The sequence below is a fragment of the Pseudomonas sp. C9-3 genome (assembly GCF_032392015.1).
Lineage (GTDB): Bacteria > Pseudomonadota > Gammaproteobacteria > Pseudomonadales > Pseudomonadaceae > Pseudomonas > Pseudomonas nitroreducens.
The window spans coordinates 4,645,493-4,670,936 of sequence record NZ_CP135919.1 but is presented as its reverse complement, the minus strand read 5'-3'; the positions used below and the strand labels follow the sequence as shown (position 1 = coordinate 4,670,936).

Genomic DNA, 25,444 nt, shown 5'->3' with positions numbered 1-25,444 from the left:
TCAGTAACCGGCTTCGCGCTGGTGGCGGATCGCGAGGATGACCAGTGTTTCCCCATCGATGTGGTAACGGGCTATGTAGCCGCTGTCACCGAAGTCGATGGGCCATTCGCGGAATTCGATCGGCAGGTCATCGATCAGTCGTCCCATCTGCGGATAGGCCCCCAGCGCCTGGGTGGCCTGGAGAATGATCTGGCCGGCACGGCGGGCGGCGGTGGGATTGGTTTCCCGGAGGAATCGGCGCAGGCGGTCGAGGTCGCGAAGCGCCGCGGGCGCGTAGATCACTCGCATTTCGGTGCGGCTTGCTCGTCCTCATCGCCCCAGCTGTTCAGCCAGCTCTCCACCGCTTCGGCAGTGACGTGCTGGCCGGTCGCCTGGAATTCTTCCCAGGCCTGCTCGGTGTCGCGCTTGAGCTTCTCGCGCTGCTCTTCACGCACGACGTATTGGCCGATGGCTTCGCGCATGATCCAGTGCGGCGAGCGCTGGCGCAGTTCGGCCAGCTCGCGGACGCGGGCGAGCATTTCCTCGTCGAGTTTGACTGAAGTGGCCATGGCGGCACCTGTGTAGTTAAAGGTAATACCGGGTAATACTTCGCCCTGGGTGCGGCAGTGTCAAACAGGTTGGGATGAGCGGGGCTCGCCCTGGCGTTTGTGTGAACTCTTCGACCCGGACTTTCGACGGGTGGCAAGCCCCGGCGCGGTGGTTATGCTCCGGGCATAACCATAAGAGGGACTTTCCATGCTCCGATCGGCCCTGTGCGCCTTTCTCCTGATGCTGGCCGGCTGCAGTTCGCCCGGCGCCTTCTTCGGCGCGGTGGATGGGCCGCCGTACAGTGCGCAGCCCGCGGATTCGCAGCAGGCCACGGTGTACCTCTACCGGCCGCAGAACCAGTGGTCCGATGAAGAACTGGAAGCGCCGGGGCTGTTCCTCAACAACGAGCTGATCGGCAGCCTGCCGAGCAACGGCTACTTCACCCTGCACTTCGCCCCCGGCAGTTATCCACTGCAGATGCGCCGCCCGCTGCTGGGCAGCTTCTGGACCTTCTTCGCCGGTGGCAGCCTGGACTTCACCCTGATCGCCGGTTTCACCCTGGAGGCCCGCGCTGGCGAGGTTTATTACCTGCGCTACGACGAAACCCACACCCCACCCAAATACGAGCACACCGCCGGCCAGGGCGCCGGCCCGCTGCAACTGGTGGGCAAGGAACTGGGCTCGCGGGAAATCCCCGCCACGCGCCAGGTGCAGGAGCCGGTGAGCATCGCCGCCAGTGGCAAGGAAGTCGAAGGGCCGGGCTTCTTCGAACGTATCGGTTTGTGAGATTCACGCCCCTCTGGAGTTATGAGGGCAACTCATAGCTCCTTGAGTTTTTGTGGTTACCGGGCCGCTCGGGCCCGGTGCTAAAAATCGTCGCACCAGCTCATCGACAACAACAAAGAGCGACGCGACATGACTTCCTTCCTGCTTTCCCCGCCCTCGAACCGTCCTCTGCACTCCGGCCTGGCCGGTGCCTTCGCGCACCCGTCCCATTGGCCCGTCGATAGCTGATCCCGTCTCGTTTTCCCCCGGCGTCCTCCGCCGGTTTTGCCACGGGCCGCCCGAGCGTGCCCGGGCTTTCTTACACCCCACGTTTGCATGAGGTACCCCATGAAAAAACTCGACCTGTACATCGGTGAAGGTTTCGAAGGCCCCGGCGTCAATGCCGCGCACATCAACATCCTGCTCGGCCCGCGCAGCGGCCCGGCCGGCCAGGCGTTTTCCAACAGCCTTGCATCGCCCAGCCAGGGGCACTGCCCGTTCATGGTGATCGCCCAGCCGAACGTCCCGGTCAAGCCGATGACCCTCTACGTGAACAAGGCCGAGATCAACGGTGACCTGCACGCCAACGCCACCTGGGGTGCGTCCCAGGCCGGTATCGCCAAGGCCGTTACCGAAGCGCTGCTGGACGGCACCCTGCCGCCCGAAGCCGAGGACGAGTGGGCCATCGTCACCGCCAACTGGGTCAACCCAGGCTGCGACGACCTCGATGCCGTCTACCTGAACAACTACAACGCCTGCCGCACCGCGATCCGCGCGGCGCTGAGCTGCAAGCCCGAGCGTGCGCAACTGGCCGACGTGGTCAACGCCATCGCCAACCCCTTCTACACCCCCAAGGCCTGAGGTGCGCGCCATGCAATACATCCGTCTCGGCAACTCCGGCCTGCAGGTTTCCAAGCTGTGCCTGGGCACCATGAACATGGGCACCCCGGACTGGAAGCCGTGGATCTTCGATGAACAGAAAAGCGAGCCGATCGTGAAGCACGCGCTGGATGCCGGCGTGAACTTCATCGACCTCGCCGACTTCTATTCCGCCGGCGTCGGCGAGGAAGTGGTCTGCCGCATCCTCAAGCGCCTGGTGCGCCGCGAGGATGTGGTGATCACCACCAAGGTCGGCTATGGCACCCGCCCGGGCATCAATGCCAGCGGCCATTCGCGCAAGCACATCATGGATGGCATCGACGCCTCCCTGAAGCGCATGGGCATGGATTACGTCGACCTGTACATGCTGCACTTCTACGATGTGAACACGCCGGTGGAAGAGGTCATGGGCGCGATGAACGACATCGTCCGCGCCGGCAAGGCCCGCTACATCGGCGTGTCCACCATGCTCACCGGCCAGCTGGCGAAGATCCTCATGGCCTGCGAGCGCAACGGCTGGGTCAAGCCAATCAACATGCAGCTGCAGCTCAACTGCGCCTACCGCGAGGAAGAACGCGAGATGATCCCGTTCTGCCGCGACCAGGGCCTCGGCGTTTCGGTGTTCAGCCCGCTGGCGCGCGGCCTGCTGACCGGCGATGCGAACTCCACGCGCAACCAGACCGACTTCTTTACTCAGCAGATGTACGCCGACGAGGCGTCCTTCGAGATTGCCCGTTCCGTGCAGCGCGTCGCACAGCGCCGTGGCGTGTCCAATGCGCAGATCGCCCAGGCCTGGGTGCTGCAGCATTCCGGTGTGGATTGCATGCTGGTTGGCGCCGACACCACCGCGCAGTTCGACAGCGCCCTGGCCGCGCTGGAGACTCGTCTCGACGATGAGGAAATCTACGAGCTGGAGCGCAACTACACACCCTGTGACGTGATCAACGACTACACCGCCGGCAAGCGCATCCTGCGTGCCGCCCGGCCCATGCGCGAAGCCTTCGCGCTGACGGAGGCGGTGGCATGAGCGCGCTGCTGAAAACCGGCCACTACATCGATGGAAAATGGGTGACGGGTGGCGCGACCTACCCGGTGCGCAACCCGGCCACTGGCGCGCTGATCGTCGACGTAGCCCGTGGTGGCGCCGAGGAAACCGACGCCGCCATCGCTTCCGCCGAACGTGCGCTGCCGGCCTGGCGCGCCCTGACCGCCAAGGAGCGCAGCGCGCGCATCCGCCGCTGGGGCGAGCTGATGCTGCAGCGCCAGGACGACCTCGCGCGCCTGCTCAGCACCGAGCAGGGCAAGCCGCTGGCCGAGGCCAAGGGTGAAGTCGCCTACGCGGCGAGCTTCCTCGAGTGGTTCGCCGAGGAAGCCAAGCGCGTCTACGGCGATGTGATTCCCTCGCACAAGGGCGATGCGCGCATCGTGGTGATCAAGCAGGCCATCGGCGTGGTCGCCGCGATCACGCCGTGGAACTTCCCGCTGGCGATGGTCACCCGCAAGGTTGGTCCGGCGCTGGCGGCAGGCTGCACCATGATTCTCAAACCCTCGGAAGAAACACCGCTTTCCGCCTTCGCCCTTGCGGTGCTGGCGGAAGAAGCGGGCATTCCGGCGGGCGTGTTCAACATCGTCTCCGGAGACGCGCCTGCCATTGGTGGTGCGATCCAGGCGTCCGGCGCGGTGCGTAAGCTGTCCTTCACCGGCTCGACCCGCACCGGCAAGCTGCTGATGCGCCAGGCGGCGGAGACGCTGAAGAAAGTCTCGCTGGAGCTGGGTGGCAACGCTCCCTTCATCGTCTTCGACGACGCCGACATCGACGCCGCCGTGCGCGGCGCCATGGCCTCGAAGTTCCGCAACACCGGGCAGACCTGTGTGTGCGTCAACCGCTTCTATATCCAGGAGCGCGTCTACGAAGCGTTCGTCTCGCGCCTGACCAAGGCAGTCAGCGAGATGCGTGTGGGCAACGCGCTGGATGGCGAAACCGAGCAGGGCCCGCTGATCAACGAGGCGGCACTGGCCAAGGTCGAGCAGCATGTCGGCGACGCACTGGAGAACGGCGCGAAGCTGATGTGTGGTGGTCGTCGCCACGCCCTCGGCGGCACGTTCTACGAGCCGACCGTGCTGGCCGAGGCGAATGCGCAGATGCTGATTGCCAGTGAGGAAACCTTCGGCCCAGTCGCCGCCTGTTTCCGCTTCCGCGACGAGTCTGAAGTCCTGGGTCTGGCGAACGATACGCCCTACGGGCTCTCCGCTTATTTCTACAGCCGCGATATCGGCCGCGTCTGGCGCATGGCCGAAGGGCTGGAGGCCGGCATGGTCGGCATCAACGAAGGCATCATTTCCACCGAAGTCGCGCCCTTTGGCGGCATCAAGGAATCGGGCCTGGGTCGCGAAGGTTCCCGGTACGGCATCGAGGACTACGTGGAGATCAAGTACCTGCTCATGGGCGGCCTGTCCGCCTGACGACTCACCAAGGAGTTCTGCCACAGCCGCCGCGCCACTGTTCATGGCACGGCGGCCCAACCTCGCTGTGTTTCCAATAACAAAAAATCGGAGACGATCATGTCGGGTCAAACAGTCAAAATCGATGACCTGCCCATCGGCAGGTTCCACATCAAGATCGCCGGCCTAACGTTCGGCGCCCACTTCACCGATGGCTACATCCTCGGCCTCATCGGCATCGCCTTCACCCTGATCAACCCGCAGATGGCGCTGACACCCTTCTGGCAGGGCCTGATCGGCAGCTCCGCCCTGCTCGGCCTGTTCATGGGCAGCCTGTTCTTCGGCTGGGTTTCCGACCACCTGGGGCGGCAGAAGATCTTTCTCATCAGCTTCGTGCTGATCACCATTGCCTCGGTGATGCAGTTCTACGTCGAATCCGCGCTGCAGCTGTTCCTCTGCCGGGTGCTGATCGGCATTGGCCTGGGCGGCGACTTCAGCGTCGGCCATGCGATGCTCGCCGAATTCTCCCCGCGCAAGCATCGAGGCGTACTGCTGGGCTCGTTCAGTGTGATCTGGACCTTCGGCTACGTCGCCGCCACTTTCGTCGGCACCGCCATGCTGCCATTGGGCGACGATGCCTGGCGCTGGATGCTGGCATCCTCGGCGATCCCCGCCGCGATGATCCTGATCGCCCGCATCGGCACGCCGGAGTCGCCGCGCTGGCTGGTCTACAAGGGCCGGATCGAAGAAGCGCGCGCCATCGTGCACAAGCACCTGGGCGCCAACGTGGAGATCGACGAGGAAGTCATCAACCGCAAGCACAGCGGCTACAAGGCACTGTTCAGCCGCGAATACCGCAAGCGCACCGCCTTCAACTGCCTGTTCTTCATCTGCATCGTCATGCCGTACTTCGCCATCTACACCTTCCTGCCGTCGATCCTGCAGAGGATGGGGCTGGCCGAAGGCTTCGGCACCGAGATGATGCTCAACGCACTGCTGATCATCGGCGCGCTGCTGGGCATCTGGTGCACCATCAAGTTCAGCCGCCGCGGCTTCCTGATCAACTCCTTCCTGATCCTCGCTGCCTCGCTGTTCCTGCTGGTGTTGCTGCCCGGCAGCATGGCCTGGCTGATGGTGGCGTGCTTCGGCCTGTTCACCCTGGTGCTGTCGGCGGTGAGCAACCTGGTGGGCGTCTATCCGGCGGAGAGTTTCCCCACCGAAGTGCGCGCTGGCGGCATCGGCCTTGCCACTGCGGCGAGCCGCCTGGGCTCGGCCCTGAGCACCTTCCTGCTGCCGGTCAGCGTGGCGGGCATCGGGCTCAACCCGACCATGGCGATCCTCGCCGGCATCCTCCTGTTCGGCGCGATCATCTCCATCGCCTGGGCGCCGGAAACCAAGTACCTCACGCTCACCGATTGCGGTCGTGGGGAGGCGGATGGCGCCGATCAGGCCGTGACGACCAAGGTCGCCACAGTCTGATCGGCGCAGGCAGTTCCTGGGCGCGGAGTGCGCTCAGGGGTTGCTGACCAGGTTCAGCCAGTCCTGAAAGCGCTGCACTTTCGACAGGCCGCATTTGTCCGTCGCAATGTCCAGCCAGTAGCCATAGGGGCCGATCACCTCGATTGGGGTGATCGGCAGCAGGCTGCCTGCCGCCAGTTCACGCTCGATCATCTGCCGGTCGATCACCGCGAGCCCGCCGCCGGCCAGCGCGGTATGGATCACCTGGTCAAGGGTGCTGAACTCGATGCCACTGCTGGCATCCACGTCCGTCCTGCCGACCGCCTCCAGCCAGTTTTCCCAGACCTTCAGGCGTTTGCCTTCGTGGAGGATGTGCAGCAGCGGGTGAGCGTTGAGCTCCGGCGGTTGCTCGTCGTCGAACAGCTCCGGGCTGGCGACTGCGATGTGGCGTTCCATCACCAGCAGTTCGCTGTGGCAATGCGTGGCTTGTTGCAGGCCGAAGCGAATGCGGCAGTCCAGCTCGCCGGCACTTTCTCCGTCCGGGTGATTGGTAACGCTCAGGCTGATATCCGGGTAGCGCTGCAGGAAGGTCCGCAGCCGCGGCGACAGCCAGCGGGTGCCCCAGGTGGGTGGCGCGAGGATGCGCAGGCGCTGGCGCAGATTGGGCACGCGCACGGCCTGCAGGGCACGCTCCATCTGATCGAAGGCATCGCTCAGGTGAGGGGCGAGGGCGCTCCCGGCTTCGGTGAGCGTCAGGCCGCGTGGCGTTCGCAGGAAAAGGCTGATCCCGAGGTATTCCTCCAGCTGCTTGATCTGCCGGCTGACAGCTCCCTGGGTGACGTTCAATGCATCGGCCGCACGATTGAAACTGCGATGGTGGGCCACTTCTTCGAAGACGCGGAGCATGGTCAGGGGCGGCAGGTTGCGCATGGCGGGGCCATCCGGAGATGCGCTCGTGAGCGCGGGCTTTTCTCGCCGATTCTAGCCGCGGCGGTGCCTTCGGAATATGTGTTTTTCCTGGGTGGGCACCGCGATTCCGTCGTTTGTCGGATGGGTTTGCCAGCAGCTGATTTTGGCGCGCTCACGCACATCGCAGTGGATGCACGACAGCATCGTCTGCTGCTGCCGATCAGTGTGTGGCTCGCCCAGCGCATGGCGGTGTAGTAGCGGCGTATTACCCCGCCGCCAGCGTGACTGTCTAAGCTCTCCCGCATGCCCCGCCGCCACGGCCGGGCCCTGCCGGGAGGATGCCCAAGATGGCCGCGAAGAAGATCCTGATGCTGGTCGGCGACTACGCTGAAGACTACGAAACCATGGTGCCGTTCCAGGCACTGCTGATGGTCGGGCACACCGTCCACGCCGTCTGCCCGGACAAGAAGGCCGGCCAGAGCATCCGCACTGCGATCCACGATTTCGAGGGCGACCAGACCTACAGCGAGAAGCCCGGTCACAACTTCGCCCTCAATGCCAACTTCGCCGAGGTAAGTGCCGACGACTACGACGCGCTGCTGATCCCTGGCGGTCGCGCCCCGGAATACCTGCGCCTGAACGCGAAGGTGATCGAGCTGGTGAAAGCCTTCGACGCCGCGAAGAAGCCCATCGCTGCCGTCTGCCACGGCGCCCAGCTGCTGGCCGCTGCCGGTGTGCTCAAGGGCCGTGCATGCAGCGCCTATCCGGCTTGCGGTCCGGAAGTGACGTTGGCCGGTGGTGAGTACGTGGACATCCCGGTGGATGCCGCGCACGTCGATGGCAACCTGGTCACCGCGCCCGCGTGGCCGGCTCATCCTGCGTGGCTGGCAAAGTTCCTCGATGTGCTGGGCACCAGGATCAGCCTGTAAACTGGCACGACATCGAAGCTGGAGAAGCCGTCCATGTGCGAACTCTATGTAAAGGCCGACCCGATCCTCTATGAGTCGCGCTCCCGCTCGCTGCGCATCCGTGGCGTGGTCACCACACTGCGCCTGGAGAACCAGTTCTGGGACATCCTGCGGGAGATCGCCGAGGTGGACGGCATGACCACCAACCAGCTGATCGCCAAGCTCTATGACGAGGTGATGGACTATCGCGGGGAGGTGGTGAACTTCGCTTCCTTCCTGCGGGTGAGCTGTACGCGCTTCCTCGCCCAGCGCCGTGACAACGTCGTGGAGCTGAACCGGGTGCCGCGCAGCGCCTGATATCCGCTGCGTGCTTTTTTGTAGGGGCGAGGGGGACGCCCTGCCCCGGTGCCGCCGGGAACTCTGTTCGCGAGCAAGCTCGCTCCTACAGGGGAACGCAGTGGCGTAGTTATCCGCGATGGGTCCGCCCATACGCCGATGCCAAAAAATTCCCGCCCATGAAAAAGCCCGGCACATGGCCGGGCTTTTTCATGGGGCGGTCATGCAGTGATCACTGCACTTCCACCGCCAGGTTCTCGGCGATCTTCTTCTGCCAGATGGCCGGGCCGGTGATGTGCACCGACTCGCCATTGGTGTCGACCGCGACGGTCACCGGCATGTCCTTCACTTCGAACTCGTAGATCGCTTCCATGCCCAGTTCGGCGAAGGCCAGGACCTTGGACTTCTTGATCGCCTGGGCGACCAGGTAGGCGGCGCCGCCCACGGCCATCAGGTAGACGGCCTTGTTGTCCTTGATCGCTTCGATGGCGATGGGGCCGCGCTCGGACTTGCCGATCATGCCCAGCAGACCGGTCTGCTCGAGGATCTGGCGGGTGAACTTGTCCATGCGGGTCGCGGTGGTCGGGCCTGCCGGGCCAACCACTTCGTCACCGACCGGATCAACCGGGCCGACGTAGTAGATGAAGCGGCCTTTCAGGTCCACCGGCAGTTCTTCGCCCTTGTTGAGCATGTCGACCATGCGCTTGTGCGCAGCGTCGCGGCCGGTGAGCATCTTGCCGTTGAGCAGAATGGTCTCGCCCGGCTTCCAGCTCTGCACTTCTTCCGGGGTGATGCTGTCGAGGTTGACGCGGCGCGCGGACGGACCGGCTTCCCAGACGATTTCCGGGTAGGCGTCCAGCGACGGCGCTTCCAGTTCGGCCGGGCCCGAGCCGTCGAGCACGAAGTGTGCGTGGCGGGTGGCGGCGCAGTTGGGGATCATGCAGACCGGCAGCGAGGCGGCGTGGGTCGGGTAGTCCATGATCTTCACGTCGAGCACGGTGGTCAGGCCGCCCAGGCCCTGGGCACCGATGCCCAACTGGTTGACCTTCTCGAACAGCTCGAGGCGCATTTCCTCGATCTTGTTCTGCGGGCCGCGGGCCTTCAGCTCGTGGATGTCGATCTCGTCCATCAGGACTTCCTTCGCCATCACCGCGGCCTTCTCGGCGGTACCGCCGATGCCGATGCCGAGCATGCCCGGCGGGCACCAGCCGGCGCCCATGGTCGGAACGGTCTTCAGCACCCAGTCGACGATGGAGTCGGACGGGTTGAGCATGGCCATCTTCGACTTGTTCTCGGAGCCGCCGCCCTTGGCCGCGACGTCCACTTCCACGGTGTTGCCGGGAACGATGGAGTAGTGGATCACCGCCGGGGTGTTGTCCTTGGTGTTCTTACGCGCACCGGCCGGGTCGGCCAGGATGGAGGCGCGCAGGACGTTCTCCGGCAGGTTGTAGGCACGACGCACGCCTTCGTTGATCATGTCGTCGACGCTCATGGTGGCGCCGGCCCAGCTCACGTCCATGCCGACGCGGACGAACACGGTGACGATACCGGTGTCCTGGCAGATCGGGCGATGACCGGTGGCGCACATGCGCGAGTTGATCAGGATCTGCGCCATCGAGTCCCGGGCGGCCGGCGATTCTTCGCGCAGGTAGGCCTCATGCATGGCCTGGATGAAATCAACCGGGTGGTAGTAGGAGATGAACTGCAGGGCATCGGCGACGCTCTGGATCAGGTCGTCTTGCTTGATCACGGCCATGGAGCACGGTCCTCTTCAGGCAGGAAAGTCAGGCGGGTAGTACAGGCTCTCGCCTGTTACATCGGGAATTCGCCGACACGGCTGCGGCGAAAAAAGGCGCCGTAGTATACCGCCGCGGCTGCTTGCCGCGCACCCGCCAGCGATCCGACCTTGGTCCCAGATGGACTCTGAACCTTGCCAGGGCCGCCCACATTCCGATCGGCTAGGCACTGGGGCGCTTTGATAGTAGAGTGAGGGCAAGGTGCCATTACGGGACGGAGCCCCATGAGCACGCTGAAACCACCTCTGAAGCAGCACGCCTTACAAAAACTACTCATCAGGCGATTCGGCATGGCCCTCGGGACCTATGCCCTGGCGCTGCTGTTGTTGTGGTTGGCCGTGTTCGGCGAGTTCTACCGTGCGCCCGTCAGCTTTGCCCTGACCTGCACCCTGCTGGTCGCCGGCAGTCAGCTGGTGTTCGGCTGGCTGTTCCTCACCGGGCGCAACCAGCGCTTCACCGACCCGAGCATGACCGAGCCGCAGGTATTGGTGGCGGTGGTCTGGCACACCCTGTTCCTGGCCAACGTGGATACCGCGCGCGGCACGCTGATGGTGCTCTACGTGCTGATCCTGCTGTTCGGCGTCTTCCAATTGCAGCCCAGGGTGTTCGCCCGTTGTGCGGCGCTGGCCTTCATCGCCTTCGCCGGGCTGAACCTCCACGAAGCCTTCCAGCAACGCCTGCAACTGCCGGCGCAGGCCGTGTTGCAGTTGCTGGTGCTGTTCATCGTGCTCACCTGGCTGAGCCTGTTCGCCGGCTACGTGCAGTCGTTGCGCCAACGCATGCGCCAGCGCCGGTATGCGCTGCAGGCGCACCAGGACACGTTGCGCGGCATGATGCGTCAGCTCGAAGACCTGGTGGCCACCGACGAACTCACCGGGCTGTTCAACCGCCGACATTTCCTCCGTCTGGCCGGCCGCGCGCTGGAAGAAATGCGTGAGGGTCAGCGCCACGGCCTGGCGCTGATCGACCTGGACCACTTCAAGCGCATCAACGATGTCCATGGCCACGCAGCCGGCGACCGTGTGCTGCAGACCTTTGCTGCCGTGGCGCGGGCCTGCCTGCGGGAAGGCGACGTGCTGGCACGCTACGGCGGCGAGGAATTCGTCCTGCTGCTGCCCAACGCCGATGCCGACCGCCTGACCACCTGCTGCGAACGCCTGCGGATGGCCTATGCCGCGGCAGAGCCGGTGGGCGTGAATATCGAAAGCCTGAGCCTGTCGGCGGGCATGACGCTGCTCGACGCCAACGATGACCTCGACGAGGCCTTGCAACGGGCCGACCAGGCGCTCTACCGTGCGAAACGCAGCGGACGCAACCGCTGCGATGCCGCATGGGAGTGGACGCGTGCCTGAGATACAGGCCGGATCGCAACGCTTTTCGGTAAGCCCCGGAGTCAACCTGCTCGATGCCCTGCGCGGGGCGGGCATCGCCGTGCCCTACAGTTGCCGGGCCGGCAGCTGCCATGCCTGCCTGGTGCGTTGCACGCAGGGCGAAGTCCTCGATGCCCTGCCCGACGCCCTCGATGCTGCACGGCGAGACCAGGGCTGGCGGTTGTCCTGCCAGTGCCGGGTGATCGACGACATTGCAGTGGAAACCTTTGATCCGCAGCGCGACGGGCTGCCTGCCAGTGTTGCCGAGTTGGACTGGCCAGCACCGGATACCCTGCGTCTTCGGCTCATCCCGCAACGACCGCTGCGCTACAGCGCCGGGCAACACCTGATTCTCTGGAGCGCCGACGGTGTGGCGCGGCCTTATTCACTGGCCAGCGTGCCGGGGCTCGATCCCTGGCTGGAGTTCCACATTGACTGTCGCGAGCGCGGCGCCTTCGCCGATTTCGCCCGTGAGCTGAAGATCGGTGACGCTGTACGCCTGGGCGAACTGCGCGGAGGCGCGCTGCACTACGATCCGGAATGGCACGAACGACCCTTGCTGCTGATGGCCTCCGGCACCGGCCTGGCGCCGCTCTGGGGCATCCTGCGCGAGGCACTGCGCCAGCATCACAGCGGGCCGATCCGCGTCATTCACCAGGCCCATGATCGCGCTGGCCACTACCTCGCCGAACCCCTGCAAACCCTGGCCGCCAGCCAGCCCGAGCTGGATGTGACGCTGATGACCACGGCCGAGTCGACCGAGGTTTTGGCGCAACTCCGGCTTGTTTCGCGGCGAACCCTCGCCTTACTCTGCGGCCATCCCGCCAGCGTCGATGCCTTCGCTCGCCGCCTTTACCTCTGCGGCGTGCCCCGTGGCCAGACGCTGGCCGACCTGTTCCTGCCCCACGCCTGAACCGGTCCTCTCACTTCAATAAGAACAAGGAATTGCCATGAGCGAACAGATTCTCGTCGAGCGCGAAGAGGGACTGCTGACCCTGCGCCTGAACCGTCCGGACAAGATGAACGCGCTGACCCGCACCATGTATGCGGGGCTCGCCGATGCCCTGGAAGCGGCACAGGAGGATCGTTCGGTGCGCGTGGTGCTGATCACCGGCAACGCCGAGTGCTTCACCAGCGGCAACGATATCGTCGACTTCCTCCAGGAACCGCCCAGCGGCCCGGACAGCGCGGTGTTCCGCTTCATGCGCGCGCTGATGGAGTTCACCAAACCGGTGGTCGCTGCCGTCGCTGGCCCGGCCGTGGGCATCGGCACGACGCTGCTGCTGCATTGCGACCAGGTGTTCATCGCCAAGGGCGCCAAGCTGAAGATGCCTTTCGTCAACCTCGGCCTGTGCCCGGAGTTCGGTTCCAGCTTCCTGGTGCCGCGCCTGGTTGGCCCGGTGAAGGCTTCCAGCCTGTTGCTGCGCGGTGAAGGTTTTACCGGCGAGCAGGCCGTGGCCTACGGCATCGCCAATGAGGCACTGGACGATGGCGCGGCTGCGTTGGAGCGTGCCCGCGAGGTCTGCCAGGCCTTCCAGCAACTACCTCCGGCGGCGGTGGCGCTGAGCAAGCGCCTGCTGAAAGCGCCCTTCATCGAAGAGCTGCGCCGCGTCGTGGCGGAGGAGGGCCAGCATTTCGTCCAGCGCCTGCATTCGCCCGAAGCCCACGAGGCGCTGAGCGCCTTCACCCAGCGGCGCCAGCCGGATTTCTCGAAGTTCCTGTAAGCGCTGCCTGTCGGCGTACAGATTGGCATCGGTGCCGTTGGGCAGGATGTTCGCGAGCAAGCTCGCTCCTACAGGGAGCACCAACCGGATTCCCCGGTGGCGCAGGAGCGCGCTGGTCTGCATCGCCAGGAAAGTTTGCCCACACAATCTGTGGAACGCGTTGTGGATAAGCTCTGGGGCAACCTGCAGAACCCACGCCGCGCATGGCCTGCAGGGGATTGAGCGGTATTTGAGCGATGCCGTGCAGGTTGCCCACAGTAGATGTGGAAGGCGTTGTGGATAAGCTCTGGTGCAACCGCTGCAAGCCAGGCGCCATAGGCCTTGGCGCGGATTGAGCAGGAATTGAGCAGCGCGAGCTTTTGCTCTTTGTAGGACCGAGGGGCACGTCCAGTGCTTGCTCGCGAACAAGCCCCCGCTGCGATCCTGGTTCGCGGGCAAACCCGCTCCCACAAGGTCCCCGCAACGGAAATGAAAAGGCCGCCCAGAAGGGCGGCCTTTTTTTGCTCCGAACGCAGGATCAGGCCAGCAGGTCGCCCACGTGCAGCACCTTCATGGTGTTGGTGCCGCCCTGGGTGGTGTAGCTGTCGCCCTTGGTCAGGATCACCCAGTCACCCTTGGTCACCACGCCACGCTGCAGCAGCGCGTCGACGGCCTCCTGGCTGACACGTTCCGGCGGCAGGGCGGCCGGGTCGAACGGGATGGTCTCCACGCCGCGGAACAGCGCCACGCGGGCCTGGGTTTCGCGGTGCGGGGAGTAGGCGAAGATCGGTACCGAGGAACGGATGCGCGACATGATCAGCGGGGTGTAGCCGCTTTCGGTCAGGCAGATGATCGCCTTGATGCCCGGGAAGTGGTTGGCGGTGTACATGGTGGCCAGGGCGATGCTCTCGTCGCAGCGCTCGAAGGTCTGGCCGATGCGGTGGCTGGACTTCTTGGTGGTCGGGTGCTTCTCGGCGCCGGCGCAGATGCGCGCCATGGCCTTGACCGCTTCCACCGGGTACTCGCCGGCGGCGGATTCGGCGGAGAGCATCACGGCGTCGGTGTAGTCGAGCACGGCGTTGGCCACGTCGGAGACTTCCGCGCGGGTCGGCATCGGGTTGTGGATCATCGACTCCATCATCTGGGTCGCGGTGATCACGGCCTTGTTGTAGCGGCGTGCGTGCAGAATGATCTTCTTCTGGATACCCACCAGCTCGGCGTCGCCGATTTCCACGCCGAGGTCGCCACGGGCCACCATCACGGCGTCGCTGGCGCGGATCAGGCCGTCCAGGGCTTCGTCGTCGGCGACGGCTTCGGCGCGCTCGATCTTGGCCACCAGCCAGGCGGTGCCACCGGCTTCGGTAAGCAGGCTGCGGGCGTATTCCATGTCCTTGGCGTCACGCGGGAAGGACACGGCGACGTAGTCCAGGTCCATGCTCGCGGCCAGCTTGATGTCGGCCTTGTCCTTCTCGGTCAGGGCCGGCGCGGTGAGGCCGCCGCCACGACGGTTGATGCCCTTGTGGTCGGACAGCGGGCCGCCGATCAGGACTTCGCAGACCAGTTCGTCTGCCTTCACTTCTTTCACCACCATGACTACGCGGCCATCGTCCAGCAGCAGCTCATCGCCGATGCCGCAGTCCTTGACCAGATCCGGGTAGTCGATGCCCACGACCTGCTGGTTGCCTTCGGTGCGCGGGTGGCTGGTGGAGAAGCGGAAGGTGTCGCCGACCGCCAGTTCGATGCGCTTGTTGGCGAATTTCGCAATACGGATCTTCGGACCCTGCAGGTCGCCCAGCAGCGCCACGAAGCGACCGTGCTTGGCGGCGATATCGCGTACCAGCTGGGCGCGGGCGCGGTGTTCGTCGGGAGTTCCGTGGGAGAAGTTCAGGCGGGCGACGTCGATCCCGGCGAGGATCAGCTGTTCCAGTACTTCGGGGGAATTGCTGGCTGGGCCGAGGGTGGCGACGATCTTGGTGCGGCGAAGGGACATGCGGGACTCCAAGGGGAAAGCAGCGGTCAGGTTGCCCCGCGAGCGGGTCCGAGGCAGCCACGGCGCCATCTTACTCTCTTTCAGATGACTCTTTCAGGTGGCTCTCTCAGGGGCCGGGTCTGATCACCAGCAGATCGCATTCGACCTCCTCGAAGACCCGCTCGGCGGTCTGGCCGATCAGTGCGTTGTCGAGCTGTCCGCGGGCGACAGCGCCCATCAGCAGCAGGTCGATGCCGTGTTCCTTCACGTAGGTGGGGATGACTTCCTCGGCGAAGCCTTGGCCCAGGTGAGTACGTGTGCGGTCGATCTGTGGATAACCGGCCAGCAGGGCATCGAAGGCTTTGCGGTGATGCGCCTCGGTGCGCAGCACATAGTCATCGTAGTCGGCCAGCAGCTCGGCGTTGAACGCCAGGGTGTGCGGCAGGGCCATATAGGCGTGCAGGTAATGGGCGTCGAGTTGCAGGCGCTGCTCCAGTTCGCGGGCCACCGTGATCAGCCGGTGGTCCAGCGCGGCCGGGGCGTCGCCGGCGTGCAGCGGGTCGACGGCGGCGCAAAGGTTCCTGCCGGCCCACTCGCCATGCTGCACCAGCCATAGCGGCTGTGGGCAGTGGCGGATCAGCTGCCAGTCGTTGTTGGTGAGGAACAGGCGCTTGAGCAGGCTGTGGTGGTGCGCGGACTTGAGTACCAGGTCGGGCGTGGTCTGCTCGCAGTGGAGGACGACCTGATGGTGCAGGGACTTGCCCCAGCGTACCTGGCAGTGCACATCGAGGCCGCCGTCGCGCAGCGGTTCGGCCAGCGCTTGCAGCCAGGCCAGGCGTTCGTCCAGCAGGTTGCGCTGGGCGGCGTCGAGGTCGCCGCGCTCCAGTAGCAGTGCGTTGTCCAGCGCCGGGTTGTATTCGCAGGCCAGCAGTTCCAGGCGCGCGCCGCAGCGCTGGGCGATCCAGCGGGCGCGGGTGAGGGCGGGCTGGTCCTCGCGGGTCGGGTCGATGATGACGAGCAGGTGCTGCAGCTTCATGGCGGAGTCCTCGCTTGCTCTGCGCTCAATGCAGAGCAAGCGTAGACACTGGCGCCTGCCGCGCGCCTTGATGTGGCTCAGCGGCGCGCCGGGTTTGCCATCAGCTGCGTGGCGAGGTCTGGTTCAGCGCACGATCCAGATGGCGGGCGCCCTTGTCGGCCAGCTCACCGTTGGGGAATTCGGCGAGCTGGCGGCGCAGGTAGGCGATGGCCTTCTCGCGGTCCGGGTGGGGGTTATCCGGCGCCATGTACATCAATCCCAGCTGGTACAGCGCCTTCTCGCGGATGTCCGGCGGGATGGCTGGATCGTTGGCGCCCAGCAGGTAGAGTTGCGCGGCCTCGTCAACACGGTCCTTGAGGACGGCACGGCGCGACAGCAGGGTCATGTCCGGATCGAGGGTCGGTTTGTTCAGGTCCAGGTTGTACTGCGGCTGCCAATCGGCCAACAGTTGTTTCGCGGTTTTCTGCACCGGGTCCTTGGCGCGCTGGCGGATGATCAGCTCTCGCGCGTCGGCATGTTCGGCAGCCTTGGTGCCGGGGAACTCGCGGTCGATGCGCTGGAAGTAGTCCATGGCCTTCTGGTCATCGCGCTGGTCGTTGTAGCGGCTCATGTAGATCAGGCCGATCTGGTACAGGGCGATCGCCCGCACTTCGGGGCTGTAGCGGGTGTTGTCGTAGCCGGTGAGATAGAGCTTCTCGGCCTCGGCGCTCTTGCCATCGCGGATGGCCTGGGCGCTGTAGGTCAGCAGGTCGCCTTCTTCTTCCACCGCGGCGGTCATGCGCTTGTTCTTGAGCTGTTTGTACTCCGCGACTTCACCGGTGGTGATCTGCGCGACGAACAACGGCGTGGTAGGGGCGCAGGCGGCGAGCCAGGGCAGCAGCATGACGAGGGGCAGGGCATGGACGAAACGCATGGCAACTCCTTTGCGCCAGGGCGAGGTCCACGTGAGTCTAGTGGCGGGCTACAGTACGGCCAAGACGGGCCGATACACTTCCCAACGGAGGATATGCCCATGCGAACCCTTTTCCTCGCGCTGCTGGCGCTGAGTGTTACCGGCTGCACCAGCTGGTCGATGAACTATCACCTGAACAACGCCTACCGCGCGTACAAGAGCGGCGACTGCCAGCGCGTGCAGCTGGAGCTGTCCGAGACCGAGCGCAAGGCCCGCGCGCGGCCGTGGATCCAGCCGGAAATCTCCATGCTGCGCGGGCAGTGCCTGGAGCGTGAGAAGTTCTACGTCGACGCGGCGCAGACCTACCAGTTCATCATCGCCCGCTACCCCACCAGCGAGTATGCTTACCGGGCCAAGGCACGCCTGGAGACACTGCGTCTCAACGGTCGGCTGCCCGGCGATTCGCGTACCTACCCGGCTACCCCCTGACCGCCGGTCGGTGGCGAACTTGAGCCAAGCCGCTAGCTGGCTAATCTTTTGAGTGCTTTGTGCAAGGAGGTACGAATGCGCGCCCTGTGGCTTTGCGCCTGGTGTTTCCCCCTGCTCGCTTCGGCGGATATCTACCGCTGGACCGACGCTCAGGGAAAGGTGCACTTCAGCGAAACACCACCGCCAGGGGCGCAACGCGTCGAGGTCAAGCCGCAGGTCGTCGAGCGTGACGCGGCGACCCGCGAGCGGGAGGAACGCACCCGCCGCTTCTACGATGCGCGTCGAGATGAAAGCGCGGCCGCGCAGAGCCAGGCGGCGCAGCAGCAGGCCAAGCTGGACCAGCAGTGTGCGAAGTGGCGTCATGACCTGGAGTCGCTCAGTCATGGCGGGCGCTACTTCTCGCAGGACGGCAGTGGCGACAGGACTTACTACAGCGATGCACAGATCGACGCCGCTCGTCAGGCGCTTAGCGCACGACTGGCGGAAGGTTGTCGTTAGGACTGGCCCCCGGCGGGCAGCATCGTCATACTGGACGATATCTCATAGCGAAACGCCATTATGCGTCATCAACGACATATCGAGCGCCATCAGCTGCCCTACTACCTGAAGGTGTTCAACAGCATCACCGACAAACCGATGGGTTACCTGGGCAACGTGTCGCTGGACGGGCTGCTCCTCATCAGCCAGCTGCCGATGCTGGTGGGTGGCCGCTTCGAAATGCGCCTGAAGATCCCCGGGCATGACGGCAAGCTGCAGTTGATCGAGTTCGCCGCCACCTGCCAGTGGTGCCGCGAGGACGTCAATCCGGGCAACTACGATTCGGGCTTCAGCCTGGCGGCGGCACCGACGGAGTACGTCGAACTGGTCGATGCGCTGCGCCGTTATTTCAGTTTTCGCCGGCAGGTGGAGTCGGTCTGAAGCGCAGGACGCGCTGACCGATCTGCTCGGTGTGGGACGCCAGGGAGTTGGTGTCCGGTCGTGGCGCGCTGTTACAGCGCGCCAGCCTTCTTCCAGCCCAGGTAACGGCTGATCAGTTCCGGCCCCAGCTGGCTCGGCCGCGCGTCGAGCACCGGCACGCCATGGGCTGCCAGCTTTTCGTGCAGGCCGGCGCGGGCGTTCAGGTAATCCACCGCACCGCAGTACGCCAGGGCTTCCTCGAAACCTTCCACCGGCGCCTGGCGCAGGCGGTCCAGCACTTCCTCGCGCAGGCTCGCGACGAGTACACGGTGCTGGCGTCCGAGGCGTTTCACCGCGGCCACCAGTTCCTCGTCGTCCTCGTCGCGCAGGTTGGTCACTATCACCACCAGCGCGCGGCGGCGCTGGTGCGTCAGCACGGCTTGCACGGCCGCCGGGTAGTCCGCCGGGCGCTGGCTGCTGCGCAGGTCGTAGACGCTGTTGAGCAGGGCGGTGAGCTGGGCGCTGCCCTTGGCCGGCGGCAGGTGGCGCGGTTGATCGCCTGCGAAGGTCATCAGGCCTACGGCGTCGCCCTGGCGCAGGGCGACGTAGGCCAGCAGCAGGCTGGCATTGAGCGAATGGTCGAAGTGCGAGAGGTCGCCGTCGTGGCTGCGCATGCGCCGGCCGCAGTCGAGCAGGAAGAGAATCTGCTGGTCGCGCTCGTCCTGGTATTCGCGGGCGATGGGCGTGCGCTTGCGTGCGGTGGCCTTCCAGTCGATCTGCCGCAGGGTGTCGCCGTCGCGAAACTCGCGCAGTTGGTGGAAATCCAGGCCCAGGCCACGCCGCTGCCCGGAGCGCACGCCGATGCGGTTGAGCCAGTGGTCCACGGCCATCAGCTCTGCGCCGTAGAGGCGGGCGAAGTCCGGGTAGACGCGGGTTTCGTCGCGCTGTTCCAGGTAGCGCCGGCCCTTCCACAGACGCAGTGGGCTGGACAACTCGATCTCGCAGCGCTGGAAGACGAAATGCCCACGGGACAGCGGGCGCACGCGGTAGCCCAGTTCAGTCTGTTCGCCGGGGTGCAGCTCCACGGTCTGCGGCAGGTATTCGAACTCCATGCCGGCCGGCAGGTGGTCGAACACCGTGACGCGTTGCGGCTGGGCGTAGCGGTGATGGAATTGCAGGCGTATCTCGCTCCAGCGGCCCAGCGGCAGATTGCCGCTCAGCTGGCGGCGTAGCTCGGGCGAGGGCGTGCGGCGCAGCCAGAGCGCATCGGCCAGCGCCAGCAGGAGCAGCGCGCAGAGCGCCCCCCACCAGAGGCGGCCGAGCAGGGCCGATCCCGAGTCCAGGGCCTCGGCCGCGCCCAGGGCGATGGCAATCGCCAGCAGGACGCCGAGCAACGCGAGGAGCGCGCGCGATGGCTTCATACGCGCGGCGCCGGTACCTGGTCGAGCAGTTGTTGCAGCACCTGGTCCACCGACAGGCCTTCGATCTCCAGTTCCGGCGACAGGCGCACGCGATGGCGCAGCACGGCCAGGGCGCTGCCTTTCACGTCGTCCGGAACGACGAAGTCGCCGCTGCGCAGCAGGGCGCGAGCGCGGGCGCAACGCACCAGGGCGATGGACGCACGTGGGCCGGCGCCCAGTGCCAGGCCCGGCCAGTTGCGGGTGGTACGGGCGATGCGTACGGCGTAGTCGAGCACCTGGTCATCGATGGGCAGGTCGGCAGCGATCTTCTGCAGCGCCAGCACGTCCTTGTCCTTGAGCAGGGCGCGCATGGGCGCCACGTCGAGCATGTCGCTGCGCGCCGAGCGGGTGACCTGGCGCACCAGGGTCTGCTCCTCGGCCTCCAGCGGATAGTCGATACGCAGTTTGAGCATGAAGCGGTCGAGCTCGGCTTCGGGCAGCGGGTAGGTGCCTTCCTGCTCGATGGGGTTCTGCGTGGCCAGCACCATGAACGGCTGCGGCACCGGCAGGGCGCGGCCTTCGAGGGTGACCTGGCGCTCCTGCATCACTTCCAGCAACGCGGCCTGGGTCTTGGCCGGGGCGCGGTTGATTTCGTCGGCCAGCAGCAGGTGGGTGAACACCGGTCCCTTGCGCAGCTTGAACTGCTCGGTGGCGAGGTCGTACACGGCGTGGCCGGTGACGTCGCTGGGCATCAGGTCGGGGGTGAACTGGATCCGCGCGAAGCCGCCGTCGAAGCAGCGGGCGAGGGCGCGCACCAGCAGCGTCTTGCCCAGGCCGGGCACACCTTCGATGAGCACATGGCCGCCGGCGAGCAGGGCGGTGAGCACGTCGTCGATCACGGCCTGCTGGCCGATCAGGGCCTTCTGCAGTTCGTGGCGCAGCGCCTGGGCCAGCTGGCTGGCGCGCTGGCGCTGGGCGGCGGCATTGGGAGCGGTGGTGCTGGTGGGTTCAGGCGTCTGTTCGCTCATAGGGCATTCCTGAGGCTTTGCAGGTGCGCGACCTGGCGGGTGAATTCGGCGACGGCCATGCGCTGTTGCGGATAGGGGCGCATGGCCTGGCTGATGGCGCTGACCGACATGCGCGTCATGCGGCCCAGAGCTTGCCATTGTTCGGCGACCGGCAGGCGGTCGAAGCCGGGCTGGCGCTGCCGCGCCCGGCGCATCACATCTCGTTGCAGGCCTTGCAGCAGGGCAAGCTGGCCGCGCTGGCGGAGGATGAAGTCGGCGCCGGCGCGCAGGTGTTCTTCCAGTTGCCGACGGCTGCGGTCCGGATTGGGCTGCAGCGGGCCCTGGCGCAGGCCATTGCGCCAGAGCACCAGTACCAGCAACAGGGCGGCGGCCAGCAGTGCCTGCGGGAAATAGCGCATCAGCAGGGTCATGAGGCTGGTGCCGTCGGCGCGGTAGACCAGGGTAACGGCGCTGTCCTGGGCCAGGTACCAGAGCAGCCAGGCGTTGTCGTAGGCGTCGAGTTCGCCGTTCTGCCAGATCCAGTTGTCGGTGAGCACGGTGATCAAGCCCTGGCCCCGCTGCAGCTGCAGCAGGTGGGTGGAGTCGCCGCTGTTGGCCCAGGCGTAGGCGAGGTTCTTCGAATCGAACAGGTGATAGTCGGTGTCGAAGTCGATATAGGCCGGGGCCTTCTCGTTCTCCAGGTAGAGCTTGGTCAGGTTCGGGTAGGGATCGGCTTCTGCCTCGGCCTTGTCGGTAGCGCCGGAGGCCTGGTCCGGGTGCTCGTGTTCCACTTCTGCCTTGCCGGTATCGTCGTCCGCGCGGCCCTCGGATGGGGCTGCAGCCTGCTCGTCGGACTGAGTGGATTTCTCCTCCTCCTTGTCCTTCAGGTCGGCCGTGAGGAACTGCTGGACGCCCAGTTGATCCAGCAACAGATCGCCACTCTTGCCTTCGTCCTCGTCCCACAGGCTTTCGGCGGTGACGATGAGGTGGCCGCCGCGGTTGGCCCAGTCCAGCAGGCGGGCGTTCTGGGTCGGCGTGACGTTCTCGCGGGTACCCAGCAGGATCAGGGTCTGGCCCTTGCTCGGCAACTGGTCCAGCACTTCCATGCCGCGGGCGGTGGTGACGCGGATGCCGCGGCCACGCAGGTACATCTCGGCGGCCAGGTAGGGGGTGGCGCGGGCTTCCGGGGAGGCGCCGTGTTCGATGGTCTCGGTGTAGGGCTCGAGGTTGCGGTACAGGTAGTAGCCGATGCCGCCGAGCACCAGCAGGACGAGCAGTACCAGCAGAGCGAGGTTGCCGCGCTTCATGCCCGCACCTCGTTACCGAACAGGTGGCGCCATTCGCCGCACAGTTGCTGCTTGAGTTCGGCTTGCGGCGTGCGGTGCCCGTAGGCGAGCGCCTGCCACTGCTGGGTCAGGCTGCGGGCGAAATTGTCCAGCGGCGGGTCGTTGAGGTCGGCCACGCGTACAAGGACTTCACCTTCGGTGGTGGACTCGCGCAGCGGCACGCGAAAATCGTGCAGCAGGCGGCTGAGCAGGGCGCGGTAGAGCAGGCCAAGGGCGGCGCGCGGTTGCTCGTCCCACAGGCGCTCGGCCTCGCTGGCGACGTCACTGGGCAGGGTTTCCGGCGCCAGGTCCAGCCCGAACAGCACGCTGGGGGCTTCGCGGCGCGGCTTCTGCGGCAGGCCGATACGCCCGACGAACAATCGCAGCCATTGCCGATAACGCCAGATGACCAGGGCGATGACGGTGAACAGCAGGCCCCAGAGCAGTACCTCGATGCCTTGCGCAGCGAACTTGAAGGCTTTCCAGTTCTCCAGTGCCTCGAAGAAGCTCTTCAGGCGTTTGGCGTCATTGGGGTCTGCCGGCTTTTCCTCTTTCTTGTCTTCGCTCAGTCGCCAGCCGGTGACCTTCTCGCTGTTCTTGAAGGGCGGCGCGGCGAGGATCCTTTCCGCGGCGCTGCGCGAGTCCTCGCTGTTGAGTTTCTGCTGGGTCAGCCGCGCACCCTGCGGGCCGTCGGGGTTCTGGTCGGGCAACGGGCAACTCTGGCTGGCCTTGCCGCCGGCTTCCGCGCCGGCCGCCAGCGCGTCATGGGCCGGCAGTAGCGCGAAGGCGCCGGCCACCACCAGCAGCAGGGCATAGGCGCTGCCGATCAGGCGCTGGCGCAGGCGACGGAACACCAGTTCGATGTCCCAGGCTTCCAGTTCGGTGCGGCGGTTGAGGTAAAGGGTGAAGCCGCAGGCGACGTACACCGGTTCCCAGACAATCAGCAGCAGGGCGTAGACCAGGTTGCTGATGTGCTCGAGCCACACCCAGTCGCCTTCGGCGGCGCTGATCAGCGACTTCCACTCCCAGTCTTCCACCCACTGGTTCGGCAGCATCAGGTACATCAGCGTGGTCAGCCCCAGCCACAGCGCCAGTTCGAAATGCATGCCGACGATGGTGAGCCAGGTGGCCCCGCCCGCATTGCGCTGGCCGAGCACCACCAGACGCTGGCTGCGTGCCTGGCCCTTGAGGCCTTCGAGCTGCAGCACCGGCAGGTCGAAACTGCGGGTCGGGCTCAGCCGTCGCCAGAGCAGGCTGGGCAGCAGCTGTGACTTGAGCAGGCCGGGGAAGGCCCTGAGCGCTTCCTTGAGCGTCGGCGTGTCGCCGAACAGCGAGCGCGAGAGGATGTACAGCGGCAGGCGTTCGAAGGCGGGCTTGAGCCACCAGAAGATCAGTATTGCCCAGCTGGAGTAGTTCCACAGCAGTACGGAGAGCAGCACGAACACCGGCAGGGTGACGATGGCCCAACTGGCCATCAGCACACCGGCGTGGCGGCGCGCCAGGAGAATGCCCAGGTCCAGTGCCTCCCAGGCGCTGCGCGGGCGAATGGCGACGCTGGCGTCAGTCAGGCGCATGACGCCTCCGTCCGGCAAGGAGGAAGTAGCTGCCCACCAGCAGCCACAGGCAGGCGCCGACGATGTACTTCACGGTGGCGGAGAAATGCGTGACGGAGGACCAGTAGCCCTCGACGAAAGCGGCGATCAGCAGCATCAGGATCACCCCGCCGATCAACTGCACGGCGCGGGCGGCGGCCTGGCGCAGAGCTTCCAGGCGGCTCAGGCGGCCGGGGGCGAGCAGCGCCCAGCCGAGCTTGAGGCCGGCACCGCCGGCGAAGGTGATGGCGGTCAGTTCGAAGGCGCCGTGGCCAATGACGAAGGACCAGAACGTCTCGATGTAGCCGACCTGGGTCAGGTGGCCGGCCACCGTGCCGATGATCAGGCCGTTGAACAGCAGGAAGAACAGGCTGCCGACGCAGAACAGCAGGCCGCTGGCAAAGGTCTGAAAGGCGATGCCGATGTTGTTCATGATGTAGTGGCCGAACATTTTCCAGTCATCGCCGGCGTCGCGCGTGCTCATGGGGCCCAGGCGCGTGGTGTCCGGCGAGTACATCGACTCCATCTCGGCCACTCGCTCCGGTGCCATGACGCTGTAGACCAGATCGGGGAAGTGGTAGACGAGCACGCCCATCAGCAGCAGGCTGCCGTAGAACAGCAGGCTGGCGATGGCGATGCAGCGCCACTCCTCGCGCACCAGGCGCGGGAAGCCGGCGACCAGGAAACCGAGGATGCGCGCACCCAGATGGCTGCGGTGCCGATAGAACTGCTGGTGGCCACGCATGGCGAGCTGCTGCAACTGGTCGATCAGGTGGCTGCTGTAGCCGCGCTCCTGGGCCAGGGCGAGCTGCTGGCAGATGCGCCGGTAATCGGCGGCGAACTCTTCGGGCTTCTCGCTCGGTTCCTGGCGCTTGCCGCTTTCCAGTTGTTCCAGGCGCTTGGCGAAGCGTTTCCAGCTGCCCTGGTGGCGTTGTTCGAAGAAGGCTTGCTTCATGGGTGGCCCGTCCCGTTACCGAGCAGGCCGCTGGCGATGCGATTCAGGCGGGCCTCCGCCTGTTCCGGGGCGATACCCAGCGGTTGCGCCAGAATGCCGGCCAGTTCCTCGCGGCGGGCGGCGGAGAGTTGCGTGCCGCGTTCGGCAAAGCTCATCAGTGCGCGTTGCTCTTCCAGCTTCAGCGGCCAGGGCGCCAGCTCGGGCGCAGCCTCCGAGACCTGCGGGCGGCTTGGCGGCGGGTCGCGGTAGATCACCAGGGTACCGGCGGCGAGATCGCCCAGGCGCTTGAAGGCCGAGTTGGACAGGCAACTGAGCAGCCCGAGCGTGTAGGCGAACGGCAGGATATCGGCGAAGCGCAGCAGGTTGCGCAGCAGCGAGGCGGACCAGCCGATCGGCGTGCCGTCGTCGTGTACCACGCGCAGGCCCATCATCTGCTTGCCGGGCGAGCGGCCCTGGTTGAGCACTTCGAACAGCACCATGTACCACCAGGTCATGACGAAGGTGAGGATCAGCCCGAGGCCGGTGCCCAGTTCGCCGAGGAAGGCCAGCAGCATGAACAGCGCCAGCATCAGCAGGATGCGGATACCCAGGTCGATCAGGTAGGCGAGGGCGCGGGGGACGACACCGGCGGGACGCAGCAGCAGATCGATGCCTTCCGGAGTCTCCACGTGGTAGCGGGTGTCCAGGACGGGGGCGTGGGAAGACGCTTGGGATAAAAGGTCTGCTGGGCTCAAGGGAAACCGCTGTCGATGGCTGAGAGCCAGATGCTAGCCAGCGCGGTGCGGCGA

General features: G+C 65.7%; 26 protein-coding genes. 13 read left to right on the top strand and 13 right to left on the bottom strand.

What is annotated here, in order from left to right:
- Window positions 1-288, bottom strand: coding sequence for a type II toxin-antitoxin system RelE/ParE family toxin (locus RS899_RS21450; RefSeq protein WP_024762619.1), 288 nt, complete (start codon window positions 286-288; stop codon window positions 1-3).
- Window positions 279-548 carry a CopG family ribbon-helix-helix protein gene (locus RS899_RS21445; protein ID WP_024762620.1) on the bottom strand — a complete coding sequence of 90 codons (270 nt, stop codon included), beginning with the start codon at window positions 546-548 and terminating at the stop codon, window positions 279-281. The genes RS899_RS21450 and RS899_RS21445 overlap by 10 nt, the downstream gene beginning before the upstream one ends.
- A 187-nt stretch (window positions 549-735) precedes the next feature.
- On the opposite strand from RS899_RS21445, the gene RS899_RS21440 reads away from it, so the two are divergent.
- The 5 genes from RS899_RS21440 to RS899_RS21420 all read left to right on the top strand — a co-directional run bounded on the left by RS899_RS21440 (window position 736) and on the right by RS899_RS21420 (window position 6,093).
- A complete protein-coding gene (locus tag RS899_RS21440; RefSeq protein WP_315808024.1) occupies window positions 736-1,314 on the top strand; it encodes a DUF2846 domain-containing protein in 579 nt (192 codons plus the stop codon).
- A gap of 327 nt (window positions 1,315-1,641) precedes the next feature.
- Window positions 1,642-2,154, top strand: coding sequence for a formaldehyde-activating enzyme (gene fae, locus RS899_RS21435; protein WP_315808023.1), 513 nt, complete (start codon window positions 1,642-1,644; stop codon window positions 2,152-2,154).
- Window positions 2,155-2,164: 10 nt separating this feature from the next.
- Window positions 2,165-3,199, top strand: a complete 1,035-nt coding sequence (locus tag RS899_RS21430) for an aldo/keto reductase (protein WP_054908606.1) — start codon at window positions 2,165-2,167, stop codon at window positions 3,197-3,199.
- Window positions 3,196-4,635, top strand: coding sequence for an NAD-dependent succinate-semialdehyde dehydrogenase (locus RS899_RS21425; protein ID WP_315808022.1), 1,440 nt, complete (start codon window positions 3,196-3,198; stop codon window positions 4,633-4,635). Before RS899_RS21430 ends, RS899_RS21425 begins: the two co-directional genes overlap by 4 nt.
- A gap of 99 nt (window positions 4,636-4,734) precedes the next feature.
- Entirely contained in the window at window positions 4,735-6,093 is a 1,359-nt protein-coding gene (locus RS899_RS21420; RefSeq protein ID WP_054908608.1) for an MFS transporter, read from the top strand.
- Window positions 6,094-6,126: 33 nt separating this feature from the next.
- On the opposite strand, the gene RS899_RS21415 is transcribed toward RS899_RS21420, so the two are convergent.
- Window positions 6,127-7,002 carry a LysR substrate-binding domain-containing protein gene (locus RS899_RS21415; RefSeq protein WP_315808021.1) on the bottom strand — a complete coding sequence of 292 codons (876 nt, stop codon included), beginning with the start codon at window positions 7,000-7,002 and terminating at the stop codon, window positions 6,127-6,129.
- A gap of 326 nt (window positions 7,003-7,328) precedes the next feature.
- On the opposite strand from RS899_RS21415, the gene RS899_RS21410 reads away from it, so the two are divergent.
- Complete coding sequence (locus RS899_RS21410) at window positions 7,329-7,910, top strand: DJ-1/PfpI family protein (protein ID WP_315808020.1); 582 nt, start codon at window positions 7,329-7,331, stop codon at window positions 7,908-7,910.
- A gap of 33 nt (window positions 7,911-7,943) precedes the next feature.
- The gene (locus RS899_RS21405; RefSeq protein ID WP_017519692.1) at window positions 7,944-8,246 is read left to right on the top strand and encodes a ribbon-helix-helix domain-containing protein; all 303 of its coding nucleotides are present in this window, start codon (window positions 7,944-7,946) and stop codon (window positions 8,244-8,246) included.
- Window positions 8,247-8,457: 211 nt separating this feature from the next.
- Here RS899_RS21405 and RS899_RS21400 read toward each other — a convergent pair whose 3' ends face one another.
- Window positions 8,458-9,981: a fumarate hydratase gene (locus RS899_RS21400; RefSeq protein ID WP_054908611.1), complete on the bottom strand. Its 1,524-nt coding sequence runs from the start codon at window positions 9,979-9,981 to the stop codon at window positions 8,458-8,460.
- Between the two features lie 264 nt (window positions 9,982-10,245).
- Here RS899_RS21400 and RS899_RS21395 point away from each other — a divergent pair, with 264 nt between their 5' ends.
- The 3 genes from RS899_RS21395 to RS899_RS21385 are packed head-to-tail and all read left to right on the top strand — an operon-like array spanning window position 10,246 to window position 13,115.
- On the top strand, window positions 10,246-11,373 hold the full coding sequence (locus RS899_RS21395; RefSeq protein ID WP_054908612.1) for a GGDEF domain-containing protein: 1,128 nt from the start codon (window positions 10,246-10,248) through the stop codon (window positions 11,371-11,373).
- Complete coding sequence (locus tag RS899_RS21390) at window positions 11,366-12,304, top strand: iron-sulfur-binding ferredoxin reductase (protein WP_315808019.1); 939 nt, start codon at window positions 11,366-11,368, stop codon at window positions 12,302-12,304. Before RS899_RS21395 ends, RS899_RS21390 begins: the two co-directional genes overlap by 8 nt.
- A 37-nt stretch (window positions 12,305-12,341) precedes the next feature.
- On the top strand, window positions 12,342-13,115 hold the full coding sequence (locus RS899_RS21385; RefSeq protein ID WP_045211038.1) for an enoyl-CoA hydratase-related protein: 774 nt from the start codon (window positions 12,342-12,344) through the stop codon (window positions 13,113-13,115).
- 517 nt (window positions 13,116-13,632) lie between these two features.
- Here the strand turns inward: RS899_RS21385 and pyk are convergent.
- The 3 genes from pyk to RS899_RS21370 form a co-directional block, all read right to left on the bottom strand.
- On the bottom strand, window positions 13,633-15,084 hold the full coding sequence (pyk, locus tag RS899_RS21380; RefSeq protein ID WP_045211036.1) for a pyruvate kinase: 1,452 nt from the start codon (window positions 15,082-15,084) through the stop codon (window positions 13,633-13,635).
- A 106-nt stretch (window positions 15,085-15,190) separates the two neighbouring features.
- Window positions 15,191-16,099, bottom strand: a complete 909-nt coding sequence (locus RS899_RS21375; protein WP_315808018.1) for a universal stress protein — start codon at window positions 16,097-16,099, stop codon at window positions 15,191-15,193.
- A gap of 100 nt (window positions 16,100-16,199) precedes the next feature.
- The gene (locus RS899_RS21370) at window positions 16,200-17,012 is read right to left on the bottom strand and encodes an outer membrane assembly lipoprotein YfiO (protein ID WP_313464938.1); all 813 of its coding nucleotides are present in this window, start codon (window positions 17,010-17,012) and stop codon (window positions 16,200-16,202) included.
- A 99-nt stretch (window positions 17,013-17,111) separates the two neighbouring features.
- Here RS899_RS21370 and RS899_RS21365 point away from each other — a divergent pair, with 99 nt between their 5' ends.
- The 3 genes from RS899_RS21365 to RS899_RS21355 all read left to right on the top strand — a co-directional run bounded on the left by RS899_RS21365 (window position 17,112) and on the right by RS899_RS21355 (window position 18,398).
- Window positions 17,112-17,480 carry a lipoprotein gene (locus RS899_RS21365; protein ID WP_024762630.1) on the top strand — a complete coding sequence of 123 codons (369 nt, stop codon included), beginning with the start codon at window positions 17,112-17,114 and terminating at the stop codon, window positions 17,478-17,480.
- 75 nt (window positions 17,481-17,555) lie between these two features.
- Window positions 17,556-17,978: a DUF4124 domain-containing protein gene (locus RS899_RS21360; RefSeq protein WP_024762631.1), complete on the top strand. Its 423-nt coding sequence runs from the start codon at window positions 17,556-17,558 to the stop codon at window positions 17,976-17,978.
- 60 nt (window positions 17,979-18,038) lie between these two features.
- Window positions 18,039-18,398, top strand: a complete 360-nt coding sequence (locus RS899_RS21355; RefSeq protein ID WP_024762632.1) for a PilZ domain-containing protein — start codon at window positions 18,039-18,041, stop codon at window positions 18,396-18,398.
- A 71-nt stretch (window positions 18,399-18,469) separates the two neighbouring features.
- Here RS899_RS21355 and RS899_RS21350 read toward each other — a convergent pair whose 3' ends face one another.
- From RS899_RS21350 to RS899_RS21325, 6 genes are read right to left on the bottom strand one after another with little or no spacing between them, the layout of a single operon-like run.
- Window positions 18,470-19,798, bottom strand: a complete 1,329-nt coding sequence (locus tag RS899_RS21350; RefSeq protein WP_315808017.1) for a DUF58 domain-containing protein — start codon at window positions 19,796-19,798, stop codon at window positions 18,470-18,472.
- Window positions 19,795-20,805, bottom strand: coding sequence for a MoxR family ATPase (locus tag RS899_RS21345; protein WP_315808016.1), 1,011 nt, complete (start codon window positions 20,803-20,805; stop codon window positions 19,795-19,797). The genes RS899_RS21350 and RS899_RS21345 overlap by 4 nt, the downstream gene beginning before the upstream one ends.
- Window positions 20,802-22,091 carry a DUF4350 domain-containing protein gene (locus RS899_RS21340; RefSeq protein WP_315808015.1) on the bottom strand — a complete coding sequence of 430 codons (1,290 nt, stop codon included), beginning with the start codon at window positions 22,089-22,091 and terminating at the stop codon, window positions 20,802-20,804. The genes RS899_RS21345 and RS899_RS21340 overlap by 4 nt, the downstream gene beginning before the upstream one ends.
- On the bottom strand, window positions 22,088-23,683 hold the full coding sequence (locus tag RS899_RS21335) for a DUF4129 domain-containing protein (protein WP_315808014.1): 1,596 nt from the start codon (window positions 23,681-23,683) through the stop codon (window positions 22,088-22,090). Before RS899_RS21335 ends, RS899_RS21340 begins: the two co-directional genes overlap by 4 nt.
- Window positions 23,670-24,656 carry a stage II sporulation protein M gene (locus RS899_RS21330; protein ID WP_024762635.1) on the bottom strand — a complete coding sequence of 329 codons (987 nt, stop codon included), beginning with the start codon at window positions 24,654-24,656 and terminating at the stop codon, window positions 23,670-23,672. The genes RS899_RS21335 and RS899_RS21330 overlap by 14 nt, the downstream gene beginning before the upstream one ends.
- A complete protein-coding gene (locus tag RS899_RS21325) occupies window positions 24,653-25,390 on the bottom strand; it encodes an RDD family protein (RefSeq protein WP_315808013.1) in 738 nt (245 codons plus the stop codon). Before RS899_RS21325 ends, RS899_RS21330 begins: the two co-directional genes overlap by 4 nt.
- Window positions 25,391-25,444: the final 54 nt, after the last annotated feature.